This is a genomic window from Streptomyces sp. SJL17-4 (genome assembly GCF_036826855.1).
GTDB lineage: Bacteria > Actinomycetota > Actinomycetes > Streptomycetales > Streptomycetaceae > Streptomyces.
Map to the genome: position 1 here is coordinate 1,029,119 of NZ_CP104578.1, position 14,783 is coordinate 1,043,901.

Annotated in this window: 12 protein-coding genes; 2 read left to right on the top strand and 10 right to left on the bottom strand. The window is 72.4% G+C overall.

Going from position 1 to position 14,783, the window contains the following annotated elements; all coding sequences use genetic code 11:
• Positions 1-92 precede the first annotated feature (92 nt).
• Entirely contained in the window at positions 93-572 is a 480-nt protein-coding gene (locus tag N5875_RS04430) for a hypothetical protein (RefSeq protein ID WP_338491967.1), read from the top strand.
• A 33-nt stretch (positions 573-605) separates the two neighbouring features.
• Here N5875_RS04430 and N5875_RS04435 read toward each other — a convergent pair whose 3' ends face one another.
• Genes N5875_RS04435 through N5875_RS04445 form a run of 3 tightly spaced genes read right to left on the bottom strand, consistent with a single transcriptional unit; the run spans position 606 to position 2,933 of the window.
• Entirely contained in the window at positions 606-1,280 is a 675-nt protein-coding gene (locus N5875_RS04435; protein WP_338491969.1) for a hypothetical protein, read from the bottom strand.
• Positions 1,280-1,828, bottom strand: a complete 549-nt coding sequence (locus N5875_RS04440; protein ID WP_318209331.1) for a SigE family RNA polymerase sigma factor — start codon at positions 1,826-1,828, stop codon at positions 1,280-1,282. The genes N5875_RS04435 and N5875_RS04440 overlap by 1 nt, the downstream gene beginning before the upstream one ends.
• A complete protein-coding gene (locus N5875_RS04445) occupies positions 1,809-2,933 on the bottom strand; it encodes a LacI family DNA-binding transcriptional regulator (RefSeq protein ID WP_338491971.1) in 1,125 nt (374 codons plus the stop codon). The genes N5875_RS04440 and N5875_RS04445 overlap by 20 nt, the downstream gene beginning before the upstream one ends.
• 237 nt (positions 2,934-3,170) lie before the next feature.
• Between N5875_RS04445 and N5875_RS04450 the strand changes: the two genes are divergently transcribed.
• The gene (locus N5875_RS04450; RefSeq protein ID WP_338491973.1) at positions 3,171-6,056 is read left to right on the top strand and encodes a glycoside hydrolase family 2 TIM barrel-domain containing protein; all 2,886 of its coding nucleotides are present in this window, start codon (positions 3,171-3,173) and stop codon (positions 6,054-6,056) included.
• Positions 6,057-6,092: 36 nt separating this feature from the next.
• Here N5875_RS04450 and N5875_RS04455 read toward each other — a convergent pair whose 3' ends face one another.
• The 7 genes from N5875_RS04455 to N5875_RS04485 all read right to left on the bottom strand — a co-directional run bounded on the left by N5875_RS04455 (position 6,093) and on the right by N5875_RS04485 (position 14,602).
• Positions 6,093-6,404: a hypothetical protein gene (locus N5875_RS04455; RefSeq protein WP_338491975.1), complete on the bottom strand. Its 312-nt coding sequence runs from the start codon at positions 6,402-6,404 to the stop codon at positions 6,093-6,095.
• A 194-nt stretch (positions 6,405-6,598) separates the two neighbouring features.
• Positions 6,599-7,648, bottom strand: a complete 1,050-nt coding sequence (locus N5875_RS04460) for a rhamnogalacturonan acetylesterase (protein ID WP_318209335.1) — start codon at positions 7,646-7,648, stop codon at positions 6,599-6,601.
• 17 nt (positions 7,649-7,665) lie between these two features.
• A complete protein-coding gene (locus N5875_RS04465) occupies positions 7,666-10,398 on the bottom strand; it encodes a Tat pathway signal sequence domain protein (protein ID WP_338491977.1) in 2,733 nt (910 codons plus the stop codon).
• Positions 10,399-10,774: 376 nt separating this feature from the next.
• Entirely contained in the window at positions 10,775-11,350 is a 576-nt protein-coding gene (locus N5875_RS04470) for a hypothetical protein (protein ID WP_318209337.1), read from the bottom strand.
• A gap of 14 nt (positions 11,351-11,364) precedes the next feature.
• Positions 11,365-12,240 (bottom strand): carbohydrate ABC transporter permease, encoded by an 876-nt coding sequence (locus tag N5875_RS04475; RefSeq protein ID WP_338491979.1) that lies wholly within the window; start codon positions 12,238-12,240, stop codon positions 11,365-11,367.
• Positions 12,237-13,319, bottom strand: coding sequence for a sugar ABC transporter permease (locus N5875_RS04480; protein WP_318209339.1), 1,083 nt, complete (start codon positions 13,317-13,319; stop codon positions 12,237-12,239). Before N5875_RS04480 ends, N5875_RS04475 begins: the two co-directional genes overlap by 4 nt.
• On the bottom strand, positions 13,319-14,602 hold the full coding sequence (locus N5875_RS04485; RefSeq protein ID WP_338491981.1) for an extracellular solute-binding protein: 1,284 nt from the start codon (positions 14,600-14,602) through the stop codon (positions 13,319-13,321). The genes N5875_RS04480 and N5875_RS04485 overlap by 1 nt, the downstream gene beginning before the upstream one ends.
• Positions 14,603-14,783: the final 181 nt, after the last annotated feature.

A 14,783-nucleotide genomic window follows, 5' to 3' on the forward strand; every position in this document is an offset into this window, starting at 1 on the left:
GCTGTAGGCAGTGTATGTATTGGTAGCCAACCTATTGGCAGCCAACCTATTGGCAGCCAGTTCATCGATTCCTTGTGCCGGAGGCATGCGCCGTGACCGAATTCCTGTTGTCCGTCCACGTCCTGGTGGCGATCGTCACGGTCGGATCGGTCACCGTGGCCGCCTCGATGTTCCCGCGCTACGCGCTGCGGGCCTGCGGCGGCGGGGCAGAGGACGGCCGCTCCGAAGGGACGGGGACGGCCCTGCTTCTCCACCGCGTCTGCTGCGGTTACGCCGTCGCCGGTGTCGTCGTCCCGGTCTTCGGGATGGCCACCGCCATCCAGCTCGGCGTGCTGACCGATGCCTGGCTGATCGTGTCGATGGCGCTGACCACGGTCGCCGCGGCCCTCCTCGGCCTGGCCGTCCTACCGGCACAGCGGCGACTGCTCGCCCTGGCCGAGGGCGCGTCCACGCAGGCGGAGGCGCGGCCGACGGCGTCCCGGCTCTCCATGACCACCGGCATGTTCAACGTCATCTGGGCGGTCGTCGTCGTCCTGATGATCGTCCGCCCCGGCTCCACGACGGGTGTGTGATCCGGAGCGGCAGGGGCGCGCGTCGCGCGTGGGTCACCGACCCCGCGCCGTCGTCCCGAAGTCGCCACGCAGGGTGGAACGGCCGCCGTCCGGGCCCGTCAGGACGACGGTGTACGTGTCGGCCGAGGCGTCCCGTACGCCTTCGGCGTGGTTGTACTGGCCGGCGAAGACATGGGGACCCGGCGGGACCGTCCGGCCCGGCTTGAGCGCCCAGCGGTAGACCAGCTCCCGGCCCTCCTCGGTCACCGTCGCGGTGAAGTCCTCGGCGGGGCGGGTGCGCCAGTGGCCCGTGCTCACGACGCCGGGGGTGCGGACGATCCTCAGCTCGACGGTGAGGCCGGTGACGGGGGTGTCCGTCGTCAGACCGAGGTCGCTCTGGGCCCACCAGCGGTTGCTGCCGGGGTCGATCGTCGCGGTCGCCCGTGCGCTCGGGCCGGGCGCGGGGAGCGTCGTGGCGGGCGCGGCGGGCCGGTCGCCGAGTGAGGTCGCCGCGAGACCGCCGAGGCCGACGACCCCCGCTACGGCCGCGGCCACGGACACGACCGCCGTCCAGCGGCGGCCGCTCCAGCGGCTCGCCGGCCGGGGTGGCCGGGTCGCGGGGTCGGGTGCGGCCAGGCCGCGTTCCACCCGGGCGAGCATGCGGGCGTGGTCGGGCCGGTGCGCGAGCGCCGCCTCCCGCAGCTCGCGGCGGAGCTGTGTCTCGTCCATCAGCGCCACCCCGCGGCGAGTTCGGTGGTGGCCTGGGAGCCGAGCAGCCGCTGGAGCTCGGCCATGCCCTTGGCGGTCTGGCTCTTGACCGTACCGACCGAGACGCCGAGCGCGAGAGCGGTGTCGCGTTCGGAGAGGTCGAAGGCGTGCCGGAGCACGACGCAGGCGCGCTTGCGGAACGGCAGGGCGCGCAGCGCCGTCCGCACGTCGACGACGGCGGGCACGTCCGGGTCCTCGGTGTGGTCGGGGCGCCGGTCCCAGAAGGCGGCGATGCGGCGCCGCTCGCGGACGGTGCCGCGGATCCGGGTGCGGACGAGGTTGGTGACGACACCCCGGGCGTAGGCGGTGGGGTGGTCGGCGGCGCGGACCCGGTCCCAGCGGTGCCAGAGCGCGAGCATGGCGTCGGCGGCGAGGTCGTCGGCTGCGTCGGTCTCGCCCGTCAGCAGATGGGCGAGACGGGCGAGTTCGGCGTAGTGACGCTCGAAGAACGCCCGGAACTCCGCCGCACTGTCCTCGGTCTCGGTGGTCTCAGTGTCCGCCGTGGCCACGACGGTCCTCGGTGGGAGTGGAGCCGGACACGCGGGGTCCCGGCAGGGCGGACCCGGCGGCGGGGCCGCTGGGGGCGGGGCCGGACGGGGCAGGGCCGGTGCTCGCGCGCGCGGTCAGCAGCGGCGGGATGAGCTCGGTGCCCCGGGTCGTCTCCCCGGCGAGGCGTCCGACGAGCCGTTCGACGGCGAGGCGGCCCATCTCCTGGGCGGGTACGGAGACGGCGGTGAGGGGTACGGAGGCGTGGACGGCGACCTGGTCGGGGCAGATGGCGACGACGGAGACGTCCTCGGGCACGGCGCGGCCGTGGTGGCGAAGCAGCGCGAGCAGCGGCTCGACGGCGGCCTCGTTCTGGACGACGAGGGCCGTGGTGCCCGGGCGTTCCTCGAAGACGCGGGTGACGGCGGCGGCGACGGCCGCGTAGGTGCCGTCGACGGGCCGGTGGAGCAGGCCGACTCCGTGGGTGTCGGCGGCGGCGCGCAGTCCGGTGAGGGTGCGCGCCGCGAAGCCCGTACCCCGCTCGTAGACGGCGGGCGGTTCGCCGAGGACGGCGACGCGGGTGTGGCCGAGGCCGGCGAGGTGCTCGACGCAGCGCGCTCCGGCGGCCTCGAAGTCGAGGTCGACGCAGTCGAGTCCGGTGGTGTCGGCGGCTGCCGCGGATTCGGTGGGGAGGCCGATGAGAACGGCGGGCCGCTCGGCCTGCTGGAGGCAGGGAAGCCGGGGGTCGTCGAGTCCGACGTCCATGACGATCATGCCGTCGGCGATGGCGCTGCCCTCGACGCGGCGGACGGCCTCGGGGCCCTCCTCGCCGGTGAGCAGCAGGACGTCGTAGCCGTGGGAGCGGGCCGTGGTGGTGACGGCCATCGCGATCTCCATCATGACCGGCACGTAGAGGCCGGTGCGGAGCGGCATCATCAGGGCGAGGATGTCGGTGCGGCTGCTGGCGAGGGCGCGGGCGCCGGCGTGCGGCCGGTAGCCGAGGGTGTCGATGCTGTGCTGGATCCGCTCGCGGGTGGGGGCGGATATGGAGCGTTTGCCGCTGAGCACGTAGCTGACGGTGCTGGCAGACACCCCGGCGTGGCGGGCGACATCGGCGAGGGTGACCACGTGCGCGCTCCTCGGCTGTTCCCGGTGTTCCGGGCGAACGGCGCCCGTCGATGATTCGGACCCCGACCCTAAGCGGCCGCTCGTCGAGCTGTCCAGGTGGGCCGCGAAGAGTCCAAGGGTCGGCCGGGCGGGCGGGGTTGTGCGGGGGCGTTCCGCGCGATGGGATGGACTCCGGCCAGCAAGCGCTTTCTGAACCTCTGGTCTCCCCTTTCCCTCCCTCTTTCCGACAGGAGGACCATGTCCGCCCTGCCCTGGTACGAAGACGTCTCCCCAGGCCGCGGCACGCTCCCGCCGCGCGCCTGGTACTCCCGCTCCGACGCCGCCGCCCTCTCCCTGAACGGCGATTGGGCGTTCCGCCTCTCCCCCAGCGCCGACGCCGAGGACGAGTCCTTCGCCGCGCCGGAGTTCGACGCGGGCGCCTGGGGGACGGTGGCGGTCCCGGGGCACTGGGTGCTCCAGGGCAAGGAGAGGGGGGTGCCCGGGCCGTACGGCGGCCCCGCGTACACCAATGTCCGCTATCCCTTCCCCGTCGATCCGCCCCGCGTCCCCACCGAGAACCCGACCGGCGACCATCTGCGCCGCTTCGACCTGCCCACCGACTGGCCGGCGTCCGGCGGGGCGGTGCTCCGTCTCGACGGGGTCGAGTCCTGCGCCCGGGTCTGGCTGAACGGCACGGAGCTGGGCGAGTTCAAGGGCTCGCGTCTCGCCCACGAGTTCGCCGTCGGACACCTCCTGAAGGCCCGCGACAACGTCCTCGCCCTCCGCGTCCACCAGTGGTCCTCCGGTTCCTATCTGGAGGACCAGGACCAGTGGTGGCTGCCGGGTGTCTTCCGTGACGTGACCCTGCTGCACCGGCCGGAGGGCGCGCCCGGCGACTTCTTCACCCATGCCTCGTACGACCACGTCACCGGCACCGGCACCCTGCGGGTGGAGTGCGACGTGCCGGGCCGGGTGACCGTCCCCGAGCTCGGCCTCGACCTCGCCACCGGCGAGGCGGTCACGGTGCCGGTCGAGCCGTGGAGCGCCGAGGTCCCCCGCCTGTACGAGGCCGAGCTCGCGGCCGGCGGGGAGCGGGTCCCGCTGCGCGTCGGCTTCCGGACGGTGGCCGTCGAGAACGGTGTCATGACGGTGAACGGGCGCCGAGTGCTCTTCCGGGGCGTGAACCGGCACGAGTTCCACCCGGAGCACGGTCGCAGCCTGGACCTCGCCACCATGCGGCAGGACGTCGAGCTGATGAAGCGGCACAACATCAACGCCGTCCGCACCTCCCACTATCCGCCCCACCCCGCCTTCCTCGACCTCTGCGACACGTACGGGCTCTGGGTGATCGACGAGGGCGACCTGGAGACCCACGGCTTCGAGGAACTGGCCTGGGAGGGCAATCCGGTCGACGACCCGCGCTGGACCCCGGCGCTGCTCGACCGGGCGGCCCGGCTGGTCGAGCGGGACAAGAACCATCCGTCGGTGATGATGTGGTCGCTGGGCAACGAGTGCGGCACCGGGGCGGGTCTGACCGCGATGGCGCGGTGGATCCGCGACCGGGACCCGTCCCGGCCGGTCCACTACGAGGGCGACCGTTCCTGCGCGGACACCGACGTCTACTCCCGGATGTACCCGCCGCACGCCGAGGTCGAGGAGATCGGCCGCCGGGCCGACGAAGGACCCGAGGCCCGTGCCCGACTCCCCTTCATCCTCTGCGAGTACGCCCACGCGATGGGCAACGGCCCCGGCGGACTCGCCGACTACCAGCGGCTCTTCGAGACGTACGAGCGCTGCCAGGGCGGCTTCGTCTGGGAGTGGATCGACCACGGCCTCGCCCATCCGGTCCACGGGTACGGCTACGGCGGCGACTTCGGGGAGGAGCTGCACGACGGCAACTTCGTCTGTGACGGACTGCTCTTCCCCGACCGGACGCCGTCGCCCGGGCTCCTGGAGTACAAGAAGGTCGTCGAGCCGGTCCGCATCGCCGACGGAGGAGCCGGCACGGTCCTGGTGACCAACGGCCATGACGTCGCCGACCTCACGCATCTGACCTTCACCTGGTCCTTCCTGGTCGACGGGGAGACCCTCACCACCGGCACCCTGGAGGTGCCCGCGCTCGCCGCCGGCGCGAGCACCCGGGTCGTGCTTCCCGCAGCGCCCGCGCACCCCGTCGGGACGGAAACCGTATGGACGGTACGGGCGTTGCTCGCCCACGACACGGCGTGGGCGCCGGCCGGGCACGAGATCGCCTGGGGACAGATCCCGGCCACCGAACCGATCCGCCGCGCTCCCCGGCCCCCCGTGCGCCCGACGCGCACGGACGGACGGACCACGCTCGGTCCCGGCGTCTTCGACGCCCGGACCGGTCTCCTCCTGGCCCTGGGCTCCCTCCCCGTCACCGCCGGCCCGCGTCTCGACGTCTGGCGGGCGCCGACCGACAACGACGAGGGCGCGCCCTGGCAGCCCGACGAGCGCCACGGCCCGCTCTGGCGCGAGCTCGGACTGCACCGGATGCGGCACCGTACGGACGAAGTCGTGGCGGACGACGCGGCGTTGACCGTACGGACGCGGGTCGCGCCCGCCGCGTCGGACGTCGGGCTCCGCACCACGTACCGCTGGTCCTCGGACGGCACCGCGCTGCGGCTCGACGTCGAGGTGGTGCCCGAGGGCGACTGGCGGGTGCCGCTCCCCCGGCTCGGGCTCCGGCTCGGTCTGCCGGCCGCGCTGGACCGGGTGGTCTGGTACGGCGCGGGGCCGGGCGAGGCGTACCCCGACACCCGGGAGGCGGCGCGGCTCGGTCGCTGGGAGACGACCGCGGACGCGCTCCACACCCCGTATCTGCGTCCCCAGGAGAACGGGGCCCGGATCGACACGCGGTGGGTGGAGCTGACCTCCCCGGCGGCGGGTGTACGGGTGGAGGGCGACCCGGCGTTCGCGTTCACCGCCCGCCGCTGGACCACCGAGCAGCTGGACGCGGCCGCCCACCCCGGCGAGCTGGCGCCGGGCGACACCCTGTGGCTGCACCTGGACCACGCCCAGCACGGCATCGGCTCCCAGTCCTGCGGGCCGGGGGTGCTGCCGGAGTACCGGCTCGACGCGGCTCCGGCCGCCTTCACCCTCGACTTCACCCCGCTCGGCTGACCGTGTGGCCCCGGTCCCCCGGCGGGGGGCCGGGGCTCAGGTCATGTTGAAGTACGGCAGGGGGCCGGCGGGCTGCGCGGCGGTCACCCGGCGGATGACCGCGATCGCGAGGATCGCGCAGAGGATGTCGAGGCTCTGGTCGACCGGGTTGCGGTGGTCGAAGTGGTCGAGGACCAGGAAGTGGAAGGCGACCGAGAGCGGGCCGTCGGCGAGCCGGACGAACCACCAGGCGTTGACCGGCCAGGCGTCGCGGGGCGGGCCGCCGGCCCGGTGGATGTCGAGGGTGATGCGGCGCGGCAGCCACCACATGGCGAGCGGGATGGCCCAGGCGCCGATGGCGAAGCCCACCGGGTACGTGTGGCTGCCCGGAATCTGAAGCGCGGGCCCGCACGACGGCCGGTCCGACCGGCACGTTGTAGGCGTCCATGAAATCCCCCCGGGATGCGGTGACGCCGCCGTGGAGCGTCACGGCGGCGGTGAGCACCGGCATAGTCGGTGGGTTTCGGCCAGGGCGTCCAAGGAGGACGCCCTTCGGACCCGGCCTACCGGATCAGACGCTCGGGGACGATGCCACGGGCCCGCAGCTCCGCCGCGACGAGGGCCGCGTACTCCGTGGCCCCGCGCACCGAGGTGTGGGTGTTGTCCCGCTTCTCCGTCGTCAGATAGAGCGCCTTGGAGGCCTCGGGACCCAGCTCCTCGACCCGCGCCCTGGTGAGGGCGGTGAGGTCGACGAGGGGGGTGCCGAGGGTCGCGGCGAGGGCGCGGATCTCGGCGGGATGGTCCACGCCGAGGCCGTTCACGAGCAGGGCGGTGCCGTTGTTCAGGGTGCCGTCGGCGTTGAACCAGCGGCGGACGACAGGGGTGACGAGGACGGGTTCGCCGCCCCGGGCCCGTACCCGCTCGACCAGGGTGGTGAGGTTCGCGCGATAGGTGGCGGCGTCCGTCTGCTTGTCGTTGTGGGCGAGCTGGATCAGGACGGGGTCGCCGGGCCGGATCGCGGCCTCGACCCGGTCGAAGAGGGCCGGGTTCGCCAGGAAGGTGACGGTGCTCTCGCCGGAGTCGGCGTGGTTGGCGACCGCGATCCCCCGCTTCAGCCGGGCGGGGAGGAGCTGGCCCCAGCCGGTGTACGGCTCGCCCGGCTGGTCGCAGACGGTCGAGTCGCCGACGAGGAAGAGCCGGCGGGCCGAGCGGGCGGGGGTGACCCGGAGCGCGGTGACACGCGGTGCGGAGCCGCCGAGCACCAGGTCGAGTCCGGGGCTTCCGGCCGGTCCGGTGGGCTCGCCCTCCGGATCGCGTACGTCCACGGTGAACGAGCGGCGGACGTACTGCCCGGCGCCGGTGGCGGTCTCGGGGAGCAGCGCCCGCCGGGTCTCGCCGGTGACGGCCGTGGAGCCGGCGGTGTCGCCGCCGAGCGTCACGGTGATGTCGTACGTGCCGGGCGGGACGTCGAAGTGGCAGGCGAGGGGGCCGGTGTCCGTGGTGGTGCAGTGGTCGAGGCCCTGGCCGTACGAGCCGTCGGCGTGGGCGGTGGGTGCGGCGGCGAGGGTGCCGAGCAGGGTCGCCGCCGCGGCGAGCAGCGCTGTCGTCCTCATCGGGTGGCCTCCGGTGGTCACGCGGGCAGGTGGTCGCCGACGAGGGCGAGGTTCTGGATGGCGGCCAGGCCGTACAGGGCCGTGGTGTTGGTGCTGATCCACAGGTGTTCGTAGCCCGGTTCGAGGGCGGCCGGCCCCTGGACGGGTGTCTTGTTCCAGACCATGGCGGCGGTGTAGCCGTCGCTCTTGTCGAACTTGGCCCAGGCGCGCTGGGCGAGCTTGGTGTCGTTCGACTGGGCGGCCGCGTAGGCGTCCTGGCGCGAGTGGCCCTGGAAGAGGAGGAGGGTGCCGAAGTTCTTGCCGTAGCGGGCGGCCTGTTCGGTCTTGGTGGCGTTGAAGTAGCGGCAGTAATCGAGCCAGGCGCTCTTGAACTGCGGCATGTCGACGAGGTCGATGAGCTCGGCGCACATCTCGACCAGGCCGAACATGGCGGAGAGATGGGAGACGCCGACGACGGGTTCGGTCGCGACGGCGAACCGGCCGGTGTCGAGGTCGTAGAGACCGGTGCCCTGGACGAAGCCGTTGGGCTGGGCGGCGATGGTCTCCATGGTGGAGCGCAGCCGGGCCTCGGCCTTGGCGGCCTTGGGTCCGCCGCGCTCCCATTCGGTGAGCCAGGCGGCGGCGAGACCGCTCCAGTCGGTGCCGAAGCCGATGGAGAGGGCGTGCCGGTCGGGGGTGTAGGGCTCGGTGCGGATCTTGCGGATGGGGTCGAGGGCGAGGAAGGTCTCGTCGGAGTCGACCAGGTCGTGCATGAGGTCGCCGACGCGTTCGTCGGCGGTGAGGAAGTAGTAGGGGCGGCGGTAGACGGCGGTGGAGATGCGCTGCTGCTTCGCGCTGTCGGCGAAGTGCTGGACGCCGTGGCGGGTGCCGAGGCCGGCCCACGTACCGAGGTGGTAGACGTCGACCTCGCCGGTGTGCCGGGTCATGGCCTCGGCGAAGCGGAAGATGTCGGCGCGGCCGGAGCGGAGGTAGGCGTACCAGAGCCACAGGTCGGGCGAGAGCTCGGAGTTGTCCCAGGCGTAGCCGCCGACGTCGTACCGCCACTGGTGCCGGTCCTCGTCGTAGGTGTGCATGATGTCGCCGTAGTCCCAGAAGCCGTACCAACGGCGCTGCTCCACCTGGTCCTTGTAGTAGGTGAAGAGGTAGTCGAGGCGGTCCTCGATCGTCGCCCTGGCGGGGGTGGAGCGGTCGACGGGTGAGAACAGTCCGCCGAACACCCGGGCGCGGACGAGGTCTTCGGGGCTGACGGCGAGCTGGGGCGGGGTACGGACGGCGGCGGCCTGGTCGACGAGCGTCGAGGCGGTGGGGGTGGCGGCGTTGGCCCAGAACATCAGCTCACTGGTGCGGGCGATGCCGTAGGGAGTGCCGAAGCCGGGCTCGTGGTCCTCGTAGGTGATGTTGAGGCCTTCGAGCTGCTCGGGGAAGGTGTCCTGGCCCATGCCGTCGTGGTAGAAGCGCAGGTCCATGGGCTGGGCCTCGGGCGACCAGAGCCAGAGTGTGACCTCGGCCTCGTCGCCGGCGGCGTTCCGGATGTCGAGCTGGGCGGGGTGCTTCTGCCAGAAGTCCCGCAGGCCGAAGGAGAGTCCGCCGGTCACGCCGCCGACGTAGCCGAAGCCGCTCGCGCGCCGGCCGCCGCCCGCCGGTATCCAGCCGCGGCCGGGCTTGGTGCGCTTGCGGAGGGCGAAGCCGTCGGCGGAGAGCTGGGCGAGGGTGTAGTCGCCCCAGGTCGGGACGTACTGCATGCGGGTGGTGACGCGCTGGTCCCAGGTGGCGGGGTCGGGCAGCTTCTCCCCCTTGACCTGGGCGGTGCGGACGGCGGCGCCGGGGTCGCGGCGCAGTCCGGTGACGCCCTGGACGGCCTCGGTGAGGAATCCGGCGCCCTCGCCGGCGATCCGGACGTGCCGGTCGTAGGCGGCGTCGCGCATCGGGACGGTGAAGCGGACTCCGAGCCCGCGGATGAAGTCCTTGTTCTGGTCGCCGTCGTAGGTGATCGTGTGGACCATACGGAACGACTCGGAGCCCGCGTAGAAGTAGAGGCGGACCGAGAACGGCAGCCAGCTGCGGCTGCCCTTGCGGTGCTTGCCGTCGACGCGGACCACGGCCCGGACGGGACCGCGCTGTTCGACGACGGCGCCGGAGATCTCGCCGTCGAACCGCTCCCACTTGGCGTTGCCCTGGTCGCCGTCGTCGAGGTCGCTCTGCCGGAGCAGGACGAGCCGGCCGTCGGTGGCGATCTTCACGCCGTCGCGGGTCACGGACTCGACGAGCTTCCCGCCGTCCTTGGAGACGACGGCCCGGACGGTGCCGGTGTCGATGGTGATCCGGCGGCCGGTCTCGGTGACGGAGACGGTCTTCGCGGCGGTCGCGGGGGTGCCGGGCGCGAGGGTGAACCGCTCGGCCCCGGCGGCCTCGGGCCCGACGGCGTGCGCGGTCCACTTGAGGGAGCCGTCGGGCCAGCGGGCGGTGGTCCAGGTCTGTACGGGGACGTCGGCGCCGTCGGCGGTGGTGAGGGCGAAGGCCCGGTCGCCGGGGTGGACGCCCTTGGGCCAGGCGACGCCGAAGGTCGACCCGGCGGCGGCGCCGAGCCCACCGGGCTCCAGCCAGCTGACGCTCGCGGGCCGGTCGGCCGCCGGAACCTCCGCGGGTACGGCGGCCCGGGCGTCCCCACGCCCGAGCGCCCAGCTGAACTGAGCGGCGGCCCCGGCCACGGCGGCGGCCTTGAGGAGGGAGCGACGAGGTATGGCGGACACGGGATCTCCTTTCATGGGCATGCGGATGGCATGCGTGCGGAAGCGGAAGGTACGGGGGACGGGGGCCACGTCGGTCGGCCGCCGCCCCCTCCGTGTGGGCAGTTGTCCCGCAGGGCGGGACGGGTGGGCACACGGGACGGCGCCCTCTGGCGGCGCCTCCGCCCCTTGTGCCTGGACCCGCACCAACAATCGCGGCGCGCACCCGGTGCGGGTCCAGGCGCGGGAGCCTAGGCCCGGCACGGGGCGCCGTCCGTTGTGCCCGCCCGTCCCACCCTGCGGGACGATTGCCCACAACGGGGGTGGCGGGGGGCACCGCCCCGGCGGGGCGAAAGCCACAACGGGGGGGGCGGCGTGGGCGCGGCCCACAACGGGGGGGTCAGGCGCCCGGTAGGGCCGCGCGGCGTTCCGTCGCCAGCGTCGCCGCGACCAGGATGCCCAGGGCCGGCAGGGCCAGCGGTGCGGAGAACCAGGCCGACGCGGCGATCACCGCCAGGCCGCAGACGACGAGCAGGGAGCCCGCCGGGTCGCGCAGCGCTCGGCGCGCCGCGGGGCCGAGCAGGGCCCGCCAGCGCAGGCCAGGCCGCCACGTCGTGGCCGCCCGCAGCAGGGCGACGGTCAGCCAGAGCGCCGCGAGGATCGCGAGGGCGCCCACGGCCCGCCCGCCGGGCACCGGCAGCGCCCGTACGAACGCGAGGTCGGCGGCCACCAGGGCGAGCACGGCCCCGTAGCCGAGGCCCGCCGACAGGCCCCCGCCCTTCAGCGCCGCACGCACGTCGGCGACGAAGAACCGCAGTCCGCTCTCCTCGTCCCCCGTCCAGCGCCGCAGGTGCGCCGCGCCGGCCGCGAGCGCCGCCGGGAGCGTGACGAGGGGCAGCGCGGCGACGGCGATCCACACCCCCACGAGCAGACACTCGGCGAAGACGGCGAACCGCGCCAGGAACCGGGCTCTCATCTCGGCACCGCCCCTCAGCCCTTGAGGCCGGACGTGGCCATGCCGTCGATGAGGTACCGCTGGAAGGCGAGGAAGAACGCGACCACCGGCAGCAGTGCCACCAGCGACATCGCGATCATGCCGCCGTAGTTGGCGACGCCGTCCTGGTCGACGAACATCTTGAGGCCGAGCGAGACCGTGTACTTCTCGGGTTCGTTGAGGTAGATCAGCGGGCCCATGAAGTCGTTCCACGCGTTGATGAAGGTGAAGATCGCGCTGGTGATGAGCGCGGGGCGGCACAGCGGCAGCACGATCGACCAGTACGTCCGCAGGTGCCCGCAGCCGTCGAGCCGCGCCGCCTCGTCGAGTTCCTTCGGCAGTCCACGCATGAACTGGAGCATCAGGAAGACGAAGAAGGCATCTGTGGCCAGGTACTTGCCGAGCAGCAACGGCGTGTAGGTGTTGATGAGTTCGAGCTTCTGGAACAGCACGTACTGCGGGATGAGCAGCACGTGGTACGGCAGGAGCAGCGTGCCGATCATCGCGGTGAAGAGCAGTCCGCGCCCGGCGAAGCGGACCTTGGCGAAGGCGTAGGCCGCGAGGGAGCTGGAGAGGACCACGCCGATGACCGAACCGACGGCCAGGAAGAGGGAGTTGCCGAAGAAGGTGGTGATGGGGATGTCGGCGATGCCGTCGGCGAGGCGCCGGTAGTTGTCGGTGATGGGTTCGGTGGGGAAGAGGGAGAGGCTGCCGACGATCTCGTCGTTCGGCTTGAAGGAGCCACCGATGACCCACACCACGGGGTAGAGGATGACCGCGAGGACGGCGAGGGCTCCGAGGTGCCAGGCGAGCGAGCCGGCCGAGCGGCCCGCTCCCGCCCGCGCGCCGGTCCGGGTGCGTACGAGGCTCATCGGGCCCCCTCCTCGTAGTGCACCCAGCGCCGCTGGGACCAGAAAAGGAACGCCGTGACCAGGGCGACGGCGAGCAGCAGCATCCATGCCATCGCCGAGGCGAGGCCCATCCGGCTGTTCTCGAAGCCCTGGATGTAGAGGTAGCAGGTGTAGACGAGGGTGCCGTCGGCCGGTCCGCAGGCGTTGCCCTGGCTGCCGATGATGTAGGCCGATCCGAAGATCTGGAAGGAGTGGATGGTCTCCAGGAGCACGTTGAAGAAGAGCACCGGGGAGATCATCGGCAGGGTGATGCTCCAGAATCTCCGCCAGGGGCCCGCGCCGTCGACCTGCGCCGCCTCGTACAGCTCGCGCGGCACCTGTTTGAGTCCGGCCAGGAAGATGACCATGGGGGCGCCGAACTGCCAGACCGTGAGCGCGACGAGGCTGTAGATGATCCGGTCGGGGTCGCCGATCCAGCCGCCGGCCTCCATGCCGAGGAACTGCTGTCCGCGGTCGATGGCGGCCCCGTCGGAGAACAGCGCCCGCCAGACGATGGCGATGGAGACACTGGCGCCGACGAGCGAGGGGGCGTAGAACGCGGCCCGGTAGAAGCCCTGTCCGCGGCGGCTCTGGTTGAGCAGCAGCGCGACGCCGAGTGCCGCGGCGAGTTTGAGCGGGGTGCCGATCACCACGTACCAGCTGGTCACCTCGACGGAGGTGCGCCAGCGGGGGTCGCCGAACATCTCGGTGAAGTTGTCGAAGCCGACCCACTGCGGGGCGTCGAAGAGGTTGTAGTCGGTGAACGCGAAGTAGAGCGAGGCGACCATGGGCCCCGCGGTGAGCAGGAGGAAGCCGGCGATCCAGGGGGACATGAAGAGATAGCCGGCGAGGTTCTCACGGCGGGCCCGGCCGCGCGGCCCGGCGCCGCCCTTCCGGCCCGCCCCGCCGCTCTGCCCGGTGCCGCCGGGCTTCGGGCGCGGGCGCGTCCCGCCGGGGCCGACGTCCGCGGCTGCGGTCGTCGGCTCCGGCACGGTCGGCGGCACGGGGTGCGGTACGGGGTTCGACCCGGCGTTCGGTACGGAGGTCACGGCGGCGTCCATCAGGCGGAGAGCGCCGTCTTCGCCTCGGTGAAGAACTGCTTCACCGCGTCCGGGACGGGCCTCGTGCCCAGCGACATCTCCTCGCCGAGCCGCAGGAAGGCGGCCTCGGTGACGTCGGCGCCCGCCGGGTGCGGAGTGATGGGCTCCAGGACGCGGGACTCCACCAGCTGCTTCTCGTACGCGGCGATCTGCTTGCCGACCGCGTCGCTCGGCACGTACGCGTCGTACTGGGCCGTGGTGGCCGGGACGCCGCGGTCGTAGCCCATGATCTTCCCGACCTCCGGGTCGTGCACCATGAAGTCGATGAACTGGGCTACTTCCTTGGGGTGCTTGGTGCGCCGGGAGCCGCTGAGCATGAGCGAGCCGAGGTACTGGCCGGTCTTTCGGCCGTCGGTGGTCGGGATGGGGGCGAGACCGTACTGGCTCTTGCCCTCGGAGGCGTAGCGGACGGTGAAGTTGTCCCAGGTGAACTCGCAGGCGGCGAGTTCGGCGGTGACCGCCGACTTCGGCTTGGCCTGGATGGTCCGCTTCGGGTCGGCGTAGATGCCGGACTTCACACCCTGGTGCGCCTTGGTCCACCAGTCCGTCAGATCCGCCTCGGTGAAGCCGAGTCCGGCGGTGGTGAAGAAGGCCTTGCCCTGCTGGCGCAGGTAGAGGTCGTACAGGTACATGATTCCGTAGGGGCCGGCGTCTCCGGCGCGGCCCTGGGTGTCGCGGATCTTGGCGAGGGCGGCGTGGTACTCGTCCCAGGTCCACCCGGCCTTGGGGGCGACGCCCGCCTTGCCGAAGACGGTCTGGTCGACGACCAGGGCCATCGAGTTGCTGCCGACGGGTATGCCGAGGAGCTTGCCGTCGACCTCGCCGAACTTCTCCAGGCCGGCCCGGAAGCCGTCGAGCCGGAGGTTGCCCTGCTCGGCCTGCTCGCGCAGGTCGAGCAGGACGTTCTTCGCGTCGTACTTGCGCAGGAAGCCGATGGCGTTCTGGAAGACGTCGGGGGCGTTGCCGCCCGAGGCCTGGGTGTTGAACTTCTTCCAGAAGTCGGCGTACGGCTGGAAGTCGGTCTTGATCTTGATCTTCGGGTGCTTCTTCTCGAAGAGGGCGATCGTCTGGTTGATCCGCTTGGCCCGGTCATCGGAGCCCCACCAGGCGTACCGGAGGGTGACGGTGCCGTCCCCGGATCCGGAGCCGGTGCCGCATCCCGCGGCGGTCAGGCCGAGTGCCGCCAGTGACCCGCCTGCGAACTTCAGCAGATTCCGACGGTCGACAGTGCTTTGAGTACGCACAGTTCGTCCTCCCGCGCGTGTGATTTGAACGTTTCAGGAAAGCGCTTGCTGGGACAAAGTAGGTTCGCCTGCCAGCCACGTCAACGCTTCGGACAGGATCTTTCGAAGCGCTTCGAAGTGCGAGCGCCGGACGGGGGTAGTGAAAGGATTCAAACAAGGCTGCCGGAGCGTCCCGCGATGT

Excerpts from the sequence above, each read along its gene's own strand:
- N5875_RS04435 (WP_338491969.1), bottom strand. The coding sequence starts at position 1,280 with ATGGACGAGACACAGCTCCGCCGCGAGCTGCGGGAGGCGGCGCTCGCG.
- N5875_RS04450 (WP_338491973.1), top strand. The coding sequence starts at position 3,171 with ATGTCCGCCCTGCCCTGGTACGAAGACGTCTCCCCAGGCCGCGGCACG.
- N5875_RS04460 (WP_318209335.1), bottom strand. The coding sequence starts at position 7,648 with ATGAGGACGACAGCGCTGCTCGCCGCGGCGGCGACCCTGCTCGGCACC.
- N5875_RS04470 (WP_318209337.1), bottom strand. The coding sequence starts at position 11,350 with ATGAGAGCCCGGTTCCTGGCGCGGTTCGCCGTCTTCGCCGAGTGTCTG.
- N5875_RS04475 (WP_338491979.1), bottom strand. The coding sequence starts at position 12,240 with ATGAGCCTCGTACGCACCCGGACCGGCGCGCGGGCGGGAGCGGGCCGC.
- N5875_RS04480 (WP_318209339.1), bottom strand. The coding sequence starts at position 13,319 with ATGGACGCCGCCGTGACCTCCGTACCGAACGCCGGGTCGAACCCCGTA.